The organism is Pseudoalteromonas sp. 2CM39R (assembly GCF_023161845.1).
Window position 1 is genome coordinate 236,381 of sequence record NZ_JALNTM010000002.1, and the last position, 14,340, is coordinate 250,720.

The following is a 14,340-nucleotide window of genomic DNA, read 5'->3' on the forward strand; positions in this document are numbered from 1 at the left end:
AATTAAGGAACAGTATTATGCGTAAGTTAGTTTTTACCGCTATGGCCGCCGCGCTAAGTTTTAATGCGTTAGCAGAAGCAACACCTGATGCGCCACATATTTATATTCAAGGTAACGCAACGGTTAAAGCAATCCCAGATAACGTTAAACTGACAGTAGGTATTGTTGAAGTAGATAAAGATTTAATTGCCGCTAAAAACAAAGCCGATGCAACCATGGCGAAAGCGATTAATCTTGCTAAAAGCCAAGGTGTAGAAGAAAAGGGCATTTATGCCTCTAATATCTCAATTCATCGCCAAACAGAATATAACCGCGAAACAGGTAAACAAAACTTTGTAGGCTACAGAGTAACGCGTAGCTTGTCTGTTACGTTAACTGATATTAAAAAATACCCAATAATGCTTCAGCAACTAGTGAATTCGGGAATTAATGAAATCAATCAAACTCAGTTTGTATCAAGCAAGTACGAAGAGCTACAAAAGAAAGCGCAAAAGCTTGCTATTAAAGATGCCCGTGCTGCTGCAAAAGAGTTTGCCAGTGACTATGGGGTTGAACTTAAAGGCCTTTATACTGCATCAAGTAGCCCACTCGATACAGGTAGCCAACCTTATATGCGTGCCAGTAAAATGGTTATGGCAGAAGCTGCACCAGATAACTATGTACCTGATGCATACAACGGTGGTGAGCTCACAATTACTGCAAGCAGTTATGCGGTTTATCTAATCGAAAACTAAATTCAGTTATTGATTGCTGGCAAACCTTGCCAGCAATTTTTCACCTTGTTGCTCAGAAATACGGGCAATCGCTTTTAGCATATTAGTAATTTGTTCGCGGTCGTACTCATTACTAATATGTGTATCTATATCTTCAATAATCGCCCCTAAATAAACAAATAGGCTATCTGTTGCCTTTTCGTTATCAGATGCTCTAAACAATATGTTTTTAAACGCCTCTAATACATTAACCATTACATAGGCGTCATTTTTTGCATAGTTACGAATTGGCGTAAAGTTATCATGCAACAGCTCATCGAATGATGTTTCGTGTATAAACAAGTGCGGTTGATTGTTATCGCATCGTTTAAGCGAGTAGTTCACATCGTAAATGTCTAAACGCAATATGAGCAATATACTCAACATATCTATGGCTTTTACCGCAGTACCGGGATCGTTAATACCCGGGCTCATAGCTTTTACAGCGATTTCTGAAATTTGCGTCATACCGTAGCGGTAATGATCGCTAATATACTCTTCGATATAAAAAATAAAGCAGTCTAGTAATAGCTCTACCAGTTCAGGTTTGTCAGATAGGTCGGTATCACATTTTAAAAACGGGTAACCTTTAACCGTAAAGAAACCTTGCTTAACCGAAATATAAATTTTTATACCGTGCTGTTGGCACAAGGCGCACAATTTGTCGGTATGAGCGCCCTTAAAGTAGCCTTCTGTTTTACTTTTAACACTATGCCAGTCATCAAACTCAGGAAAATGTTCAACAGGGTTTTCTTGTTGCATGTCAATTATGCATTTAAGCTCGCTTTTGGTATTTTTAAACAAGTCGTTTAGTACATTATCAACCTGAATCGCTTTTGAAATTGAGTGAATAAAAAACACAAAAAAGCCCAGCGAAATTAAACCAAACACCAGAGAAAAAAAGATACCAAGCGATGGGATCCCCATGTCGCCATCGCCAATGGTGCGTATGTTTATCAGCATTAATATGGTGTAGATAATACTGCCAAGATAAAACCCTAGCACTAATTGGTGTGACTTACGGGTAATAAGCCCAGGTAACACTCGCGGTGAAAGGCTAGCACTAGCGCTATTAAGCACCACCATAACCATAGAAAAGCTAAAAACCGTTAATGAGATAATACTGCCTGCAAGGGTGCTGAGGATGGTTCGGGCGTTCTCTTCGCTATCGACCAGTAACACACCAATAAGCTTTTTAAATTCCATTGATAAAGACGAATACTCGACGGCTGTGGTTATTAAACCAAATAATAAAAACACCACAGAGAGCATTGAAGGGTAAAAACCGATACTACTAATCATTTCGCGGTAGTTATCGGCGATTTTTCTTGGCGTAAACATGCACTTCCTTAAGAACTGTTAGACATTAAATATCATACTGAGCTAACCTAACTACTTACTTAACAGCCTAGCAATAAACAGTGCTAAGCGTCTAACTTTAAATAAAAATTGGAAAAACTGTGATTGTTTCAACGTTTGCCGCCATTTTGGCCATTTTATACATTCAACTTAGCTTTCGTGTAATTAAACTGCGTAAAGCAAAACGCATTTCACTTGGTGATGGTGGCGATGCTAGCCTACAAGCGGCAATACGCGCTCATGCTAATTTTATTGAATATGTGCCATTTTCCTTGATTATGCTATTTTTATTAGAGTACCAAGGTCTTCCAAGCCATTATTGCTATATTTTAGGGTCAATACTCTTGGCTGGCCGTTTTTGTCATAGTTATGCACTCGCTGATAATCTGATGAAATTACGTGTATTAGGGATGATGCTAACTTTCTTAACTATGTTGATCAGTGCAGTGATGTTATTAGTTACACAGGTATTCTAATATGCAGAAGGTTGTTTTTACTTTAGTGCTTCTATTATTCTCGATTTCAGGCGTAGCTGAAGTAAAAACAATCAATGGCAAAAAAGAAATAACTATCCCTCCAGCAACACTCAATATTATTTACCCTAAAACCATGCCAAGCCTCATTGAGGATAATTATTACCCGTTGCTTTTACTTAAAACAGCATTAAAAAGAAGTGGTTATAAATATAGACTTACTCCTGCGGCAGAAGTGTTAGGGCAAAATCGTGTTTTAAAAGAAATCGAAAAAGGCACCATTGATGTTACTTGGACCATGACTGATAAAGAGCGAGAAGAGCGTTTATTGCCCATTCGAGTACCTCTGTTTAAAGGTTTGTTTGGTTGGCGTGTGATGTTCATAAACGAGCAAAATCTAGCACACTTAAGTCAGCTAAAAACCTTAGATGATCTAAAAAGTATCTATTTTTTACAAGGTCAGGATTGGCCAGATACCAAAATATTGCGCGATAATGGCTTAGTAGTTTCTACCTCCTTAGATTTAGAGTTTTTGTTTGTCATGCTTGAAAGGGGGCGTGGCGATTTATTTCCTCGATCTATCCTCGAAATCAAAGACGAATATGAAGTATTCAAAAACCAAATGCCTTTGGCTGTACTTCCCCAGTTAATGCTTAAATATAAAAGCCCAATTTATTTTTTCTTTAATAAAAACGACCCAGAAATAGCTAAAGCAGTTAATAAAGGCTTAAAAATCATGCGTAAGAGCGGGGAGTTTGATGAGCTTTTTTATAAGTACAACGGCGAAATTATTAAAAACGCCCACCTACACGACAAAATTGTTATAGAATTGCGCAATTATGATTTACCAAGGTTAACCCCAGTCAACGACAAATCGCTGTGGTTATCATTTGATCAGGTGCCATGAGCTCTAAAATATTTATAATCGGTTTACCACGAACCGGCACAACCAGTATCTGTAACAGCTTTTTACAACTCGGCTATAAAACCGCCCACACAGCCTATACCCAACAAGCAATTACAAGCGCAGACGTTATTGCTGATACCCCGGTATTTAGCGAATACGCCTTACTTGATAAACATTTTCCAAATAGCCGTTTTATCAACCTTGAGCGCAATTTAACTAAATGGCTGCCTTCGATTAGGCAGTTATTAGCACGTATGCACACTAATTTAATGCGCCCAGACGGTGGCTTTAATATCCATTTGAAGCGCTGTTACCTTGATGTATTTGGCCAGTATAGCTTGGCAGAATTAGAATCTGATGAATACTTAACAGCGTGTTATAACCGCCACCAACAACAAGTGGCAAACTATTTCAAAGGGCGTGAACAGCAACTATTAACACTTGATGTAGCAGACTCAAAAAGCCCGCAATTACTTCAGCAGTTTTTAAACACTCAGCAGCCAATTAACTTTAAACAGCTTAATATAGGCGGTAAGGTCACAGCGTGGAATGACATAAAACACCCTGATAAAGTGTCATCGACCCGAAGCGGTAAAATTGATAAATCTCTTGGTTATAATCACACGTAAAATACGTTAAAATCGCCGCCATTATAAGTTTAGTTGTTCCTTATCATGTTTGAATTGAAATACCATACGCCATTTGAATGGACCGAAGGTGTCTTAGCTGACTTCGATACCTTTTTACAAGATCATGCTGCAGCAGAGAAAAAAGCCTCTGGTATGGCTATGTCTATGCTTTCTCATTACCCAGACCGTCGTAAGCTTGTTAAAGCCATGACAGACCTAGCACTGGAAGAAATGATCCACTTTAAACAAGTTTTAAAGCTATTAATGGAACGTGATGTATCACTTGGTAATGACCAAAAAGATCCTTACATCAAACAAATTCGTGCGGTATTTAGAAATGGACGTGATGAATTTTTAATGGACCGCCTATTAGTAGCAGGCGTTATTGAAGCACGTGGTCACGAGCGCTTTTCGCTTGTAGCAGAAGCCTTACCAGCAGGCAAAGAAAAAGAGTTTTATGTCGCGATTGCAAAATCAGAAGAAAAACATAAAAACTTATTTGTTGAACTTGCCTACGAGTATTTCGATAAGCAAGAGGTTGATACACGCCTTGAAGAGATCCTTATCGCTGAAGCCGAAATCTGTAAAAATATTCCGTTTACAGCAGCGCTTCACTAGTGAGATGCTTGTGTATTAGGCCTTTTAGCCTAATACACAAATTAATGTTTTATCCCAAAGCAGTAAATTAGGGACTAAAAACAATAATTAAGTCTCCAGAAAATAGTTTTGCCAATCCTAATTGATTAAATAAACAGCATACATTCATCTTTCTCTCCTATAGTTAAATTAGTACCTAACTGTGAGGAATAGAGCATGAAATGGATGATGACTCTTACGACGCTGTCGTTAATAGGGATTGTAATTACCGGTAATTCAATTTACACCGAAGTTAAAATCTTTCGTTCCAACGATAAGCCAACAGAAATAACCGCTAGTATGTATCGCTCGCTTATTTGGCATAGCGATATTTATAAAGACGATCAATTTTTAAATACCGCGCAAAGCTACTTCAGCGATGGCAAAATTGATACGCGTGAATACAGTAAACTTACGAGTTTAGCTAGCAAAATAGCCGGCCCAATCATCTACATTCAAGAAACCGATGAGCAACTGTGGCATGCAAGGTTTACCTACAAAAAATACCTTGAAGAGAAAACGGTCGAGCGACTGGCAAGTTTACATTGATGTAAACTGCTTGATCAGCGTGCTAAGCTCAACAATGGTGGGCTTACCGCTGAGATAGTTTGTATCAAGATGGTAACTATTGCCAAGCCAATAGGGCTTTTTGGTCGTGTTATGGCCATGCACAGAAAAATCGATACTTGGATTTATTAGCGCTTTTTTCTCTTTGGTTAAGCTTCTATCCCAAAGCAATGCGCCAATCGCTTGTTGTATATCTTGTTTAGGATTTTGCCAATCCCAATCAGCACAGGTGGTATGCGATAAACCAATTTTTAATGTGCCGTATTCAACATAGTAAGAAAGCGGGCATCTAAGTAGCTGCTTACAGGCAAACGCGAGCTCTTCATCGGTTGCTTCTAGATGCCAGCTTCCGCCATTCTCAACCCATAAACGGTAGTAACCTTTATCTTTTGCAAGTAAAGACTCTAGCAACATATGCTCGTGGTTACCAAGGCACATATGAACACCAAGCTCTTGAAAACGCGCAAGTAACGCAATGCTGTGCTCACCCCGGTCAATCACATCACCAAGTGAAAACAAGGTATCTTTGCTTGGGTTAAAATTAACAGAGCAAAGCGCCTGTTCAAATTTAGTTAAATCTGCATCTAAATCGCCAATAACAAATACACGTTTACTTTCATTAATTTGCATCTTAACTTGAATTGGGTTTTGCGAGGCAAGAGGGCTTTTGACTAAATTCAAAATACATTCCTTTAAGCAGTGTGTAGCTCAAGACTATCATAACTCGTTGCTATTTTAGCACTGGGTGGTTATTATCTAGCCTCACTTTTTAGGAGTTACCGCCAACATGAACAACTAAACCTGTTATCCAATTTCATTTTTATCTTTTGGACCAACAGGGTTAGTAGGCGTTGCTCACTATCACTTTTAATATGTTACTTCTCGTGTGATCAAACGCTTATGCCCCTGTAATACAGGAGGCACTATGCCACAACTTCAAGCTTTTAATTTAAGTTATCAACATGGCAATGGCGATGTTGTATGTAACGACCTTTCATTTTCTCTCACTGCTAAAGTTACCGCATTAGTCGGCAGGAACGGATGCGGTAAATCTATATTAGCGTCAATACTTGCTAAGCAAAAAGAGCCTAGCTCTGGCAAGGTTGTTTGCCATTCAACCCTTGCCTTTTATAAGCAAATGAACGATGTAAATCAGGCTGATAACCTAACAATTACAGAGGCTATTGGGCTAGAGCCTGTGTTTAATGCCCTTAAAGCGATAAACGAAGGGCAAGTTACAGAGCAAAATTTAACTTTGCTTGAAGGTAATTGGGACTTAGTTGAGCGCTTTAATGCAGAACTTATAAGGCTTGGTGTAAACAACAAAACCCCAAACCCATTAAGCAAATATTTAAGCGGAGGCCAGCTTAGCCAATTAAAGCTTTGGGCACTATTTACATGCATAAAGCCCGATATTTTAATACTCGATGAGCCATCAAACCACCTAGATGCAAAAGGCAAAAGCTGGCTTATAAAGCAAATACTCAACTTTAAAGGCCAATTATTACTAATAAGTCACGACCAAGAATTATTAGAACAAGCCCATGAAGTTTGGGAGCTAACAACCCTTGGTTTAACTCAGTATGGTATGTGTTTTTCTGAGTATCAAACACAAAAACAGCAGCAAGTTGCTGCGCTTGAAAACAAGTTAAATCATGTGGTTAAACAGCAAAATAAACTCAAAATAGCTGAACAACTACAAAAGCAAAAAGCACAAAAACGAGCAGGCCAAGGCGCCGCGCTGAGAAAATCAGGCAGCCAGCCTAAAGTGTTGATGGATGCTAAAAAAGATAAAGCCAGCGCTAATTTATCATCACAAAGTAAAAATACCGCTAAGCGAGAATGTGAGCTCACTCGTAATAAGCAACAACTTTCTAGCCAGCTTGAACATACTAACGCGCAGCAATTTTATTTAGCGCAATCAAATGAAGCTAAGCACCAAAAAACACTTAACCTGGAGAACGTTGTATTAGCACACGGCACAAAAACACCGCTTAATTTTCAGGTGTTCAGTGATGATAAAATTCATTTAGCGGGTGCTAATGGCACTGGCAAATCAACCTTACTAAAAACTCTGACATACGACATACCAGTTAAAGCAGGGCAGTTACATTGCAATCAAGCACTCTATTATTTAGACCAACATTTTACATTAATAAACAACGAGCTAACCCTGCTTGAAAACGTGATGACTTACTGTAAAAACCTAGATGAAAGCACCGCACGTACTCTACTTACCAGTATTGGCTTTAGAAAAGACGCTGTTTTTAAACATGCTGAATTTTTAAGTGGTGGCGAGAAAATGAAGCTCGCCATGTGTATCGTCAGTAATATTGAAAGCACCGCATTTTTGTTACTCGATGAGCCCGATAACCATCTCGACCTAGAATCAAAACAGCTCTTGGCTCATTCATTACAGGGTTTTAAAGGCGGCTTTATACTCGTAAGCCATGATAAATACTTTGTAGAAAGCATCGGCTGTAATAAGCAAATTGGTCTATAAAATAGCCATTTATAAATAAGCGTGCTAGGGTGGTTGTAGGTACATAACAAGGAATGACTATGAATTTTACAGCCGCTTACCGCATTTTTACTGCTTTATTCATGCTGATGGTAACCGTAGGTTTAGGCATGACGCTGAATGATTTTACCTCGGTGATCTACGTGTTCGTGCCGTTATTACTGATGCTAGGCACGTCATTTATGCCATTCTTTAAACAACGCAAAATACGCTTATTACTGCTTGCTGCCCCAATTGTTATTCTTTACAGCTTCGGCTTTTACCCTTGGCTTACAAATTACCAAGAAGTCGCCGTTTCATCATCTACCTCAACCCTCGATTTTATCATCATCCCAGTTTGGGCTACCTTATACGGGGCTGGTTTTGTGGTATTGCATGAGATTGGGCTAGGCGTTGCTAGAGCGTTTAATTGGGGGAAGTGATTTAGCCTCAATGAAGATCCCTCTAAGTAATCGTAGGCTGGGTTAAAGTTAGCAGGGCGGTTTTAGATTTGAATCCATTCCGTTAAATTAACTAATTATAACACCTAATGATTTGAAACTTAGTTCAAAAATTTAAAGTTATATGCTCTTTTCTCTCATCAAAATACTTGTTTGTAAATTCATTAAATTTCGTATTTAACTTGTTTACAAGTTGAATGCTATTAGTAGCACCATGAAAATTTACCAACATTAAGATTAAATCGTGACAATTTTGAATTTGTATAAAGATTTCACGTTCTTGTGAGATTTTTGTCGAAACAATCAAACCAGGGATTTCTAATGTATAAAAGAAGTTTTCTTTTAAATAAAATAGTTTATGGCCTTCGGTTGGTTCACCGTATTCATTCGTTTCGGAGAAGACTCCATTTAAACCAACTTTCTTTTCATGCTTTATGAAGTTATATAAATTACTAACGTAACTCTTAAAAGCTTCATCAATTATCGAAATATCAACTTCGTTCACATTCTTGTTAATTGAAGAATGAGGAAACATCTTTTTGTATAAAACTTCAGGTTTAATAGCAATTACACTTGATTCAAATCGAACATTTACTGCTTCACAATGCTCGCTAAAATATTTGTAATGATTGAAAAAATTATTTGCTACATTATTTTTCTCTACGAGCCTGTTACTTTTAGCTTTTTGTTTTGAGGAATGAAACCTATTAATCATAACAGCTAAAGTAAGAGGGATTGTAAGTAGAGTAATTGGAAATGCGTAGTAATTAACAAAAGAAGCTAGTGACTCTGATGATACATGAGGGTTGTATAGCCCATCAGAAATAAGGTCTTGAGTTAATGAAAAAAACAACCAGCAAATAAAACCAAATGGAATTAGTACAACAATCCAGAAAATTCGGTTTTCATGAAGGGCAATATCTTCATCAATACGAATACAATCTAATATCCAATTCCAAAATTTATTTAACATTCGAGTTTTATTCCATCAAAGTCATCTTATTCCTTACTATATTCAAAAACAGATAAACAACCAAGGAACAGTAGAGAAATTAAAGCACTCAGTTTGCCACGCCGAGGAAAGAATATTAAAACAAGCAAGAACTACAATTTAATTCTGGGTTAGTGAAAAGACATCAATGTAGACTTATTGCAATGAAGTAAGTCAGGTTGAAAATTTACAAAGTAAAAGTGAGCAGTTCATAAAAATCTATAAAACCGTAAAAAACCAAATCAATCAAAAAAGGGCTAAAAAACCTTAAAATCTAACGACTAATGAACCTGCTTATAAAGATAAATAAACTATTTAACATAATATAAATTATAGGCTATGACGTATCCGCTTAAGCGGCCCTTGTACTTGGGTGATAGATGCTGTTAAAAACAGTAAACCCGCTACACACGCAGCGCTAATCTTTTTTGCAACTTCAGTCCAAGCTGCTTTTTCTTCTTTTGTTTTAGCCTTTTCTTTTGCTAGTTCTATCAATGCAGGCTTGAAGTCGATACCCATTTCATTACAAATAAAAATAACCTGATTTGCTGTTAGGTGTCTTCTCCCTTTTTTAATATCGCTAAGGTTTCCAGTCGTGAACCCAGAAATATCTGCAACTATTTGTTTATCTTGGCTATACCCTTTGAAAGCCTTATATTTTTGAGTCAATTCGTAGCTAAAAATCATAGTTCCTCCTGTAAGAATCCCATTATAGACCTGCTCCAAAATATTTAATAATTTCCCATTTCCCAAAGTTGGGTATTGACAGTTCTCAAAACTGGGTATAACTTTACCACGAATTGATTCTCAAAGTTGAGAATTAAATGTATGTAATGTCCAATACTGAATAGTATCGGACTTTAACAAGGAATCCGGTTTGAAATTCTATCTCCAATACATAGCTGGCATTGAGGAATACGCATTAGGTTTCAATAAAATTGAACACCCGCTTATGTATTCGTCACGCGCTGAAGCTATGGCTTTTTGCATCGACTATGCAAGTGGAGAACCTTTCGAAATCATCGACGTTGATGATTCAAACTGGCAAGAACTGTTCGACTCTGGAGCATTTGACTATGAACCAGACTTCTAAACAGTTAACCAAAATCGACTATTTAACCGTTGTTTTTTGTCCTGACGAAATTGCCCGTCTTCGCTTTGACGCCAAAATTGCGTTTGGTAAAGGTGACTTTGCCTCCTACAAAGAAGCCTATAACGCAATGCTTTGTGCTGAATTATTCGACCAACAAGCCACTGATGATTTAGACGTAGAAGTTAACGAATCGGTTGTTTATGACTCTGATTACTACTATGACCAGTTGTTTGAAAACAATCCTAGATACCGTAATTACGGCTCTGTTGATGCTATCCCAAGTGAAGAACGGGCACACTTTTTCAAGAACGTTGTACGCAAAACCAAACGTTACAAAACACTTAACTCATTGATTGAAGGTGATATTACTAAGTTTATGCACCTTCTAAATACTGAGGTTGCCACAGCTGCCGACCGCTTAACATCCGATGATTTAAGCTGGTCTTATCGCCATAACTCAGGCGGTATGTTCACCTATGAAAAGTCAGCCACTCTTTACCGTCATGATGTAAATTCGGGCGTTGTTGCTTGGGGTGCGAACAATGGCGGCGTGATGATTTCATTCTCTGGCGCAGGTTGTGCGGGTCTCGATATTCCTAAACTTCACGCCATGCTCAAGAAAATGCCGAACGTAAAAATCACCCGTTTGGACATTGCTTACGATGACTATGACGGCGAAAAATCCGTTTTAAATTACTTCCAAAATCTTGAAGAAGGCGGCTTTTGTAAAACGAACCAAGCGCCCTCTTTCTCTTGGATCCAAACTGGTGAATTGCAAAAATTATCTAATGAGCAACAAGCTGAGTTTAAGAAAAAACACGGTTGGCAAAAGCGTTATGACTGCGTGGCCAATGGCGGAAACACGCTTTATGTAGGAAGTCGCAAAAATGGAAAAATGGCGCGTATCTATGAAAAAGGCAAGCAAATGCAAAGTGAATCTCAACCTAATTGGGTGCGTGCTGAGCTTGAGCTTAGGTCTATTGACCGTGTTATCTCCTTGGATGCACTTCTCAATACCGATGCCGTTTTTGCTGCTGCATACCCTGCTTTTGAGTTTGTTAGCGCTAAACGTCTTGAGATTAAAACCACTACACGTAAACCAAAAGTAAGTGGGATTTTTGTTGCTGAAAGACTAGAACGCTACTGCGCACAGTCTTACGGCAAGTACCTCAATTTCTTACGTCACGTTAAAGAGCTACCGGACAGCGAAATCATTAACCAATTAACCAAAGGCCTTAATCCGTGGGATATCCCCGACTCTATCAATCAGGCCTGTATATCACCACCCAATCAAATGGAGTTAGCCCCATGAAAGTAATCTTATTATCTGCCGCGATGGGTCGCGGTGTATCAAGCAAATCAGGTGCTGCTAAGCCCTATTCGTTTTCGTCTATCAGTTACCTAGTACCTGAGAAAGACTTTATCCAAGGTGACCACAATATTCAAAAATGTGGCTTTGAGCCTAAGTCTTTAAGCATGCGTGAAGACCAAGCGCTTTATAACAAGTTTAAGAAAATCACCGAAGAGCAAGGTATTTGCGAGGTGGATTTAACCCTAGAGCCTGACCCTGAAAACATGTCTCGTAACATCGTTTCAGATGTAAAACTGGTCAGCTAATCATGGCTCAATGTGTCGCTATCCAACCAGACCAAACACTAAAAGCCGTAACGGGTGTTTGTGATTTTGTGATGGTTACACAAGCGGAGTTTGAACAACTCCAACAACAAAATTTAGTAAACGTTCTTAATGAATTGTTTGCTTTTGACTTGGCTACTTTTGGCCTTATTAACTCGGCGGCACTAGTCGCTTTTATAACTGCACATTGCATAGGTCGAGTAGTCCGAACAATGGGCAAAACCTAACCTTTAAGGATATCAACATGAAAAAAGTAATGAACATTTTAGCTACAAAACGCGCTAAAGCAGGTCTTTTAGTAACGTCTGCACTTGGTTCAGCATCTGCATTTGCTGCTGACCATACAGCTGCAATTGATGCTGCTGTTGCAGATGGCACCACTAACTATACAGCGATTATCACAGGTGTAATTACTGTTGCTGCTATCGGTTTTGCTATCGGTATGATTGTTTCAAAACTACGTAACTAATCATGGTTACTTCAATTGGCCTTGCGTCATTTCTGGTGTGGTGTTTCGTTGAAGGCTTCTCCAGTGGTGTAAGAACCAGTTAACAATGGCGGGTAAAACCGCCCTTTTCAATTAAGGCGCAACGATGCGAATTCTAATATTTCTATTAGCGCTTACTAGCGCTTTTTTTGTATCTGTTTCTCATGCTGACGAACCTGATATGAATGATCTTATGAACCCAAGTTATGAATATATTGGTTCATGTATGGATTTATCAAAAGAAATTAGTTCAGGGGGTAATGTAGGTATGTGCCAAGAACTAATAGAAGCGATTGTTGAACAATCAAGACCCGGACTCGTTTTTGGTTCTTCTGTTGAAGTTCATATGCAAACTGATACTGGCCCTTTCTATAGAATTGTTGTTGCTTTTAAAAATCATTATTCAGATACCGACACCTCAAGAGGTGTTTACGGTTATTTTGGTACTAAAGAGACAGCACCAACTTGCCCACCTGAAGGGTTTCCTCTTTATGATATTCCTGTCAATTTAGATAATGGTGAACTGATGTGCGCCAAACCTTTTGACCCTTTTAATAACTGCCCAAAACCGACAGATAACGACCCGTTTGTATTTGGTACTGGCGAACAAACAGAAAAATGTTTCAATAACGATGATGGTACTCAATGCAAAATACAGACGGATGAAAATGGCGGTTACTACATTCCAGTATCTTATGGTTCTGCTGAACCAGTTATGTGTAAAAACGTACCTGATAAAGAAGTTGATAAAACGTCACCACCTGAAGAAAAACCAGCGCCTGAAGAAACAGACCCTCAACCCGAACCCGATGAACTGACAGCCATAAACAAGATTAATGAAAACCTTGACGCAATGAATAAGAATCAAATTGCTGCTAGTGATTCTAATGATGAACGTTTAGACCGTGTAGCTGAAGAAATTCAAATATCTAACGAGCTACTTGGCGAAATTCGTTACAACACAGCCATGACAGACTTAAACACTGATTTAGCTAATTCACTGTTACAAGGAATTTTAGATAAACCAGTTGGTGGCGGCGGTGGCGGCTCTGGTTCTGGTGAAGGTGATGGCGAAGAAGAACAGCCATTTACCATACAGGCCAAACGCAAAAACAATAATAAAGGTCTTAATAAACTATTTACCGAACAAGACTTACAAACAGTAACAGAAGAAATCACCCAAAAAAGACAAGAACTAAAAGATTACGTTCAACAAATAAAATCTGAATCAGGGTCGCTTTTTGAAGTTACTCCGTCTTTTGGTGGTGGGTATGAGGAACGAATAGTAAACATTAAAGGAGCCGATGTTGATATGGGTCTAGGGCGATTAGCCAACTTCTTTCAACTGATAGCAGCTGCCGTTCTTCTTATATCAACTTTAACTGCACTGTATATCTTATTGGGGCCTTAACATGAAAACGAAGACTTTTATTTTAATCGTTCTATTTCTACCGTTACTTGCTATCGCTGAAACATCGGGTACTGATACTGGCACAGCGCAAGGTAACTATGAAGGCTTTGAAGGTGCAGCCCAAGCAATGGGTCATTTCTTTACTGATATTTGGACGTTTCTTGATGATGACGTTCCAAACTTCTTTGAAAGAGCATTAGCTTTTATCATCGAAAAAATAACACTGATGAGGATTGCGGCAGAGCTAGAAGCAATGAAACTTGCTTGGTCTGTATCGAAAGCTATTTTGGAAAATTTTCAAGTTGCATCGAAAATAGCCAATGCAGCTAATGCATTACCACAAGATGTAAAAGCAGCGCTTGTAGATATGCGCTTTTTTGATGGTTTGAATATTATTATTCAAGCTTTAGTTGCTCGTTATGTGTTGAGGTTCATCTAA

General features: G+C 38.5%; 19 protein-coding genes. 15 read left to right on the plus strand and 4 right to left on the minus strand.

Going from position 1 to position 14,340, the window contains the following annotated elements; genetic code table 11:
* Positions 1-17: 17 nt before the first annotated feature.
* Positions 18-734 (plus strand): SIMPL domain-containing protein, encoded by a 717-nt coding sequence (locus tag MTF66_RS05135; protein ID WP_248526621.1) that lies wholly within the window; start codon positions 18-20, stop codon positions 732-734.
* 6 nt (positions 735-740) lie between these two features.
* On the opposite strand, the gene MTF66_RS05140 is transcribed toward MTF66_RS05135, so the two are convergent.
* Positions 741-2,093, minus strand: a complete 1,353-nt coding sequence (locus MTF66_RS05140; RefSeq protein ID WP_248526622.1) for a DUF2254 domain-containing protein — start codon at positions 2,091-2,093, stop codon at positions 741-743.
* A 119-nt stretch (positions 2,094-2,212) separates the two neighbouring features.
* On the opposite strand from MTF66_RS05140, the gene MTF66_RS05145 reads away from it, so the two are divergent.
* From MTF66_RS05145 to MTF66_RS05165, 5 genes are all read left to right on the plus strand, one after another.
* Positions 2,213-2,587, plus strand: a complete 375-nt coding sequence (locus MTF66_RS05145) for an MAPEG family protein (RefSeq protein WP_248526623.1) — start codon at positions 2,213-2,215, stop codon at positions 2,585-2,587.
* A 1-nt stretch (position 2,588) separates the two neighbouring features.
* Positions 2,589-3,491, plus strand: coding sequence for an ABC transporter substrate-binding protein (locus MTF66_RS05150; RefSeq protein ID WP_248526624.1), 903 nt, complete (start codon positions 2,589-2,591; stop codon positions 3,489-3,491).
* The gene (locus MTF66_RS05155; RefSeq protein WP_248526625.1) at positions 3,488-4,120 is read left to right on the plus strand and encodes a sulfotransferase; all 633 of its coding nucleotides are present in this window, start codon (positions 3,488-3,490) and stop codon (positions 4,118-4,120) included. The genes MTF66_RS05150 and MTF66_RS05155 overlap by 4 nt, the downstream gene beginning before the upstream one ends.
* A gap of 45 nt (positions 4,121-4,165) precedes the next feature.
* Positions 4,166-4,738, plus strand: coding sequence for a tRNA-(ms[2]io[6]A)-hydroxylase (locus tag MTF66_RS05160; protein ID WP_058585009.1), 573 nt, complete (start codon positions 4,166-4,168; stop codon positions 4,736-4,738).
* Positions 4,739-4,933: 195 nt separating this feature from the next.
* Entirely contained in the window at positions 4,934-5,305 is a 372-nt protein-coding gene (locus MTF66_RS05165) for a hypothetical protein (RefSeq protein ID WP_058585010.1), read from the plus strand.
* On the opposite strand, the gene MTF66_RS05170 is transcribed toward MTF66_RS05165, so the two are convergent.
* Positions 5,297-6,004, minus strand: coding sequence for a metallophosphoesterase (locus MTF66_RS05170; protein ID WP_248526626.1), 708 nt, complete (start codon positions 6,002-6,004; stop codon positions 5,297-5,299). The genes MTF66_RS05165 and MTF66_RS05170 overlap by 9 nt on opposite strands.
* A gap of 244 nt (positions 6,005-6,248) precedes the next feature.
* On the opposite strand from MTF66_RS05170, the gene MTF66_RS05175 reads away from it, so the two are divergent.
* Both MTF66_RS05175 and MTF66_RS05180 read left to right on the plus strand, forming a co-directional pair.
* Positions 6,249-7,826 (plus strand): ATP-binding cassette domain-containing protein, encoded by a 1,578-nt coding sequence (locus tag MTF66_RS05175; protein WP_248526627.1) that lies wholly within the window; start codon positions 6,249-6,251, stop codon positions 7,824-7,826.
* Between the two features lie 59 nt (positions 7,827-7,885).
* Positions 7,886-8,266: a hypothetical protein gene (locus MTF66_RS05180; RefSeq protein ID WP_248526628.1), complete on the plus strand. Its 381-nt coding sequence runs from the start codon at positions 7,886-7,888 to the stop codon at positions 8,264-8,266.
* A 124-nt stretch (positions 8,267-8,390) separates the two neighbouring features.
* On the opposite strand, the gene MTF66_RS05185 is transcribed toward MTF66_RS05180, so the two are convergent.
* Positions 8,391-9,257, minus strand: a complete 867-nt coding sequence (locus MTF66_RS05185; RefSeq protein ID WP_248526629.1) for a hypothetical protein — start codon at positions 9,255-9,257, stop codon at positions 8,391-8,393.
* 348 nt (positions 9,258-9,605) lie between these two features.
* Positions 9,606-9,962 carry a DUF3693 domain-containing protein gene (locus MTF66_RS05190; RefSeq protein ID WP_248526630.1) on the minus strand — a complete coding sequence of 119 codons (357 nt, stop codon included), beginning with the start codon at positions 9,960-9,962 and terminating at the stop codon, positions 9,606-9,608.
* Positions 9,963-10,152: 190 nt separating this feature from the next.
* On the opposite strand from MTF66_RS05190, the gene MTF66_RS05195 reads away from it, so the two are divergent.
* The 7 genes from MTF66_RS05195 to MTF66_RS05225 all read left to right on the plus strand — a co-directional run bounded on the left by MTF66_RS05195 (position 10,153) and on the right by MTF66_RS05225 (position 14,340).
* Positions 10,153-10,368 carry a hypothetical protein gene (locus MTF66_RS05195; RefSeq protein ID WP_235373181.1) on the plus strand — a complete coding sequence of 72 codons (216 nt, stop codon included), beginning with the start codon at positions 10,153-10,155 and terminating at the stop codon, positions 10,366-10,368.
* Positions 10,352-11,680 (plus strand): replication initiation factor domain-containing protein, encoded by a 1,329-nt coding sequence (locus MTF66_RS05200; RefSeq protein WP_248526631.1) that lies wholly within the window; start codon positions 10,352-10,354, stop codon positions 11,678-11,680. The genes MTF66_RS05195 and MTF66_RS05200 overlap by 17 nt, the downstream gene beginning before the upstream one ends.
* Positions 11,677-11,985 carry a hypothetical protein gene (locus MTF66_RS05205; protein WP_239964531.1) on the plus strand — a complete coding sequence of 103 codons (309 nt, stop codon included), beginning with the start codon at positions 11,677-11,679 and terminating at the stop codon, positions 11,983-11,985. Before MTF66_RS05200 ends, MTF66_RS05205 begins: the two co-directional genes overlap by 4 nt.
* Positions 11,986-11,987: 2 nt before the next feature.
* Complete coding sequence (locus MTF66_RS05210; protein WP_248526632.1) at positions 11,988-12,230, plus strand: hypothetical protein; 243 nt, start codon at positions 11,988-11,990, stop codon at positions 12,228-12,230.
* Positions 12,231-12,247: 17 nt separating this feature from the next.
* Positions 12,248-12,472 (plus strand): hypothetical protein, encoded by a 225-nt coding sequence (locus MTF66_RS05215; RefSeq protein ID WP_248526633.1) that lies wholly within the window; start codon positions 12,248-12,250, stop codon positions 12,470-12,472.
* Between the two features lie 124 nt (positions 12,473-12,596).
* Positions 12,597-13,901 (plus strand): hypothetical protein, encoded by a 1,305-nt coding sequence (locus tag MTF66_RS05220; RefSeq protein WP_248526634.1) that lies wholly within the window; start codon positions 12,597-12,599, stop codon positions 13,899-13,901.
* A gap of 1 nt (position 13,902) precedes the next feature.
* The gene (locus MTF66_RS05225; protein WP_248526635.1) at positions 13,903-14,340 is read left to right on the plus strand and encodes a DUF2523 family protein; all 438 of its coding nucleotides are present in this window, start codon (positions 13,903-13,905) and stop codon (positions 14,338-14,340) included.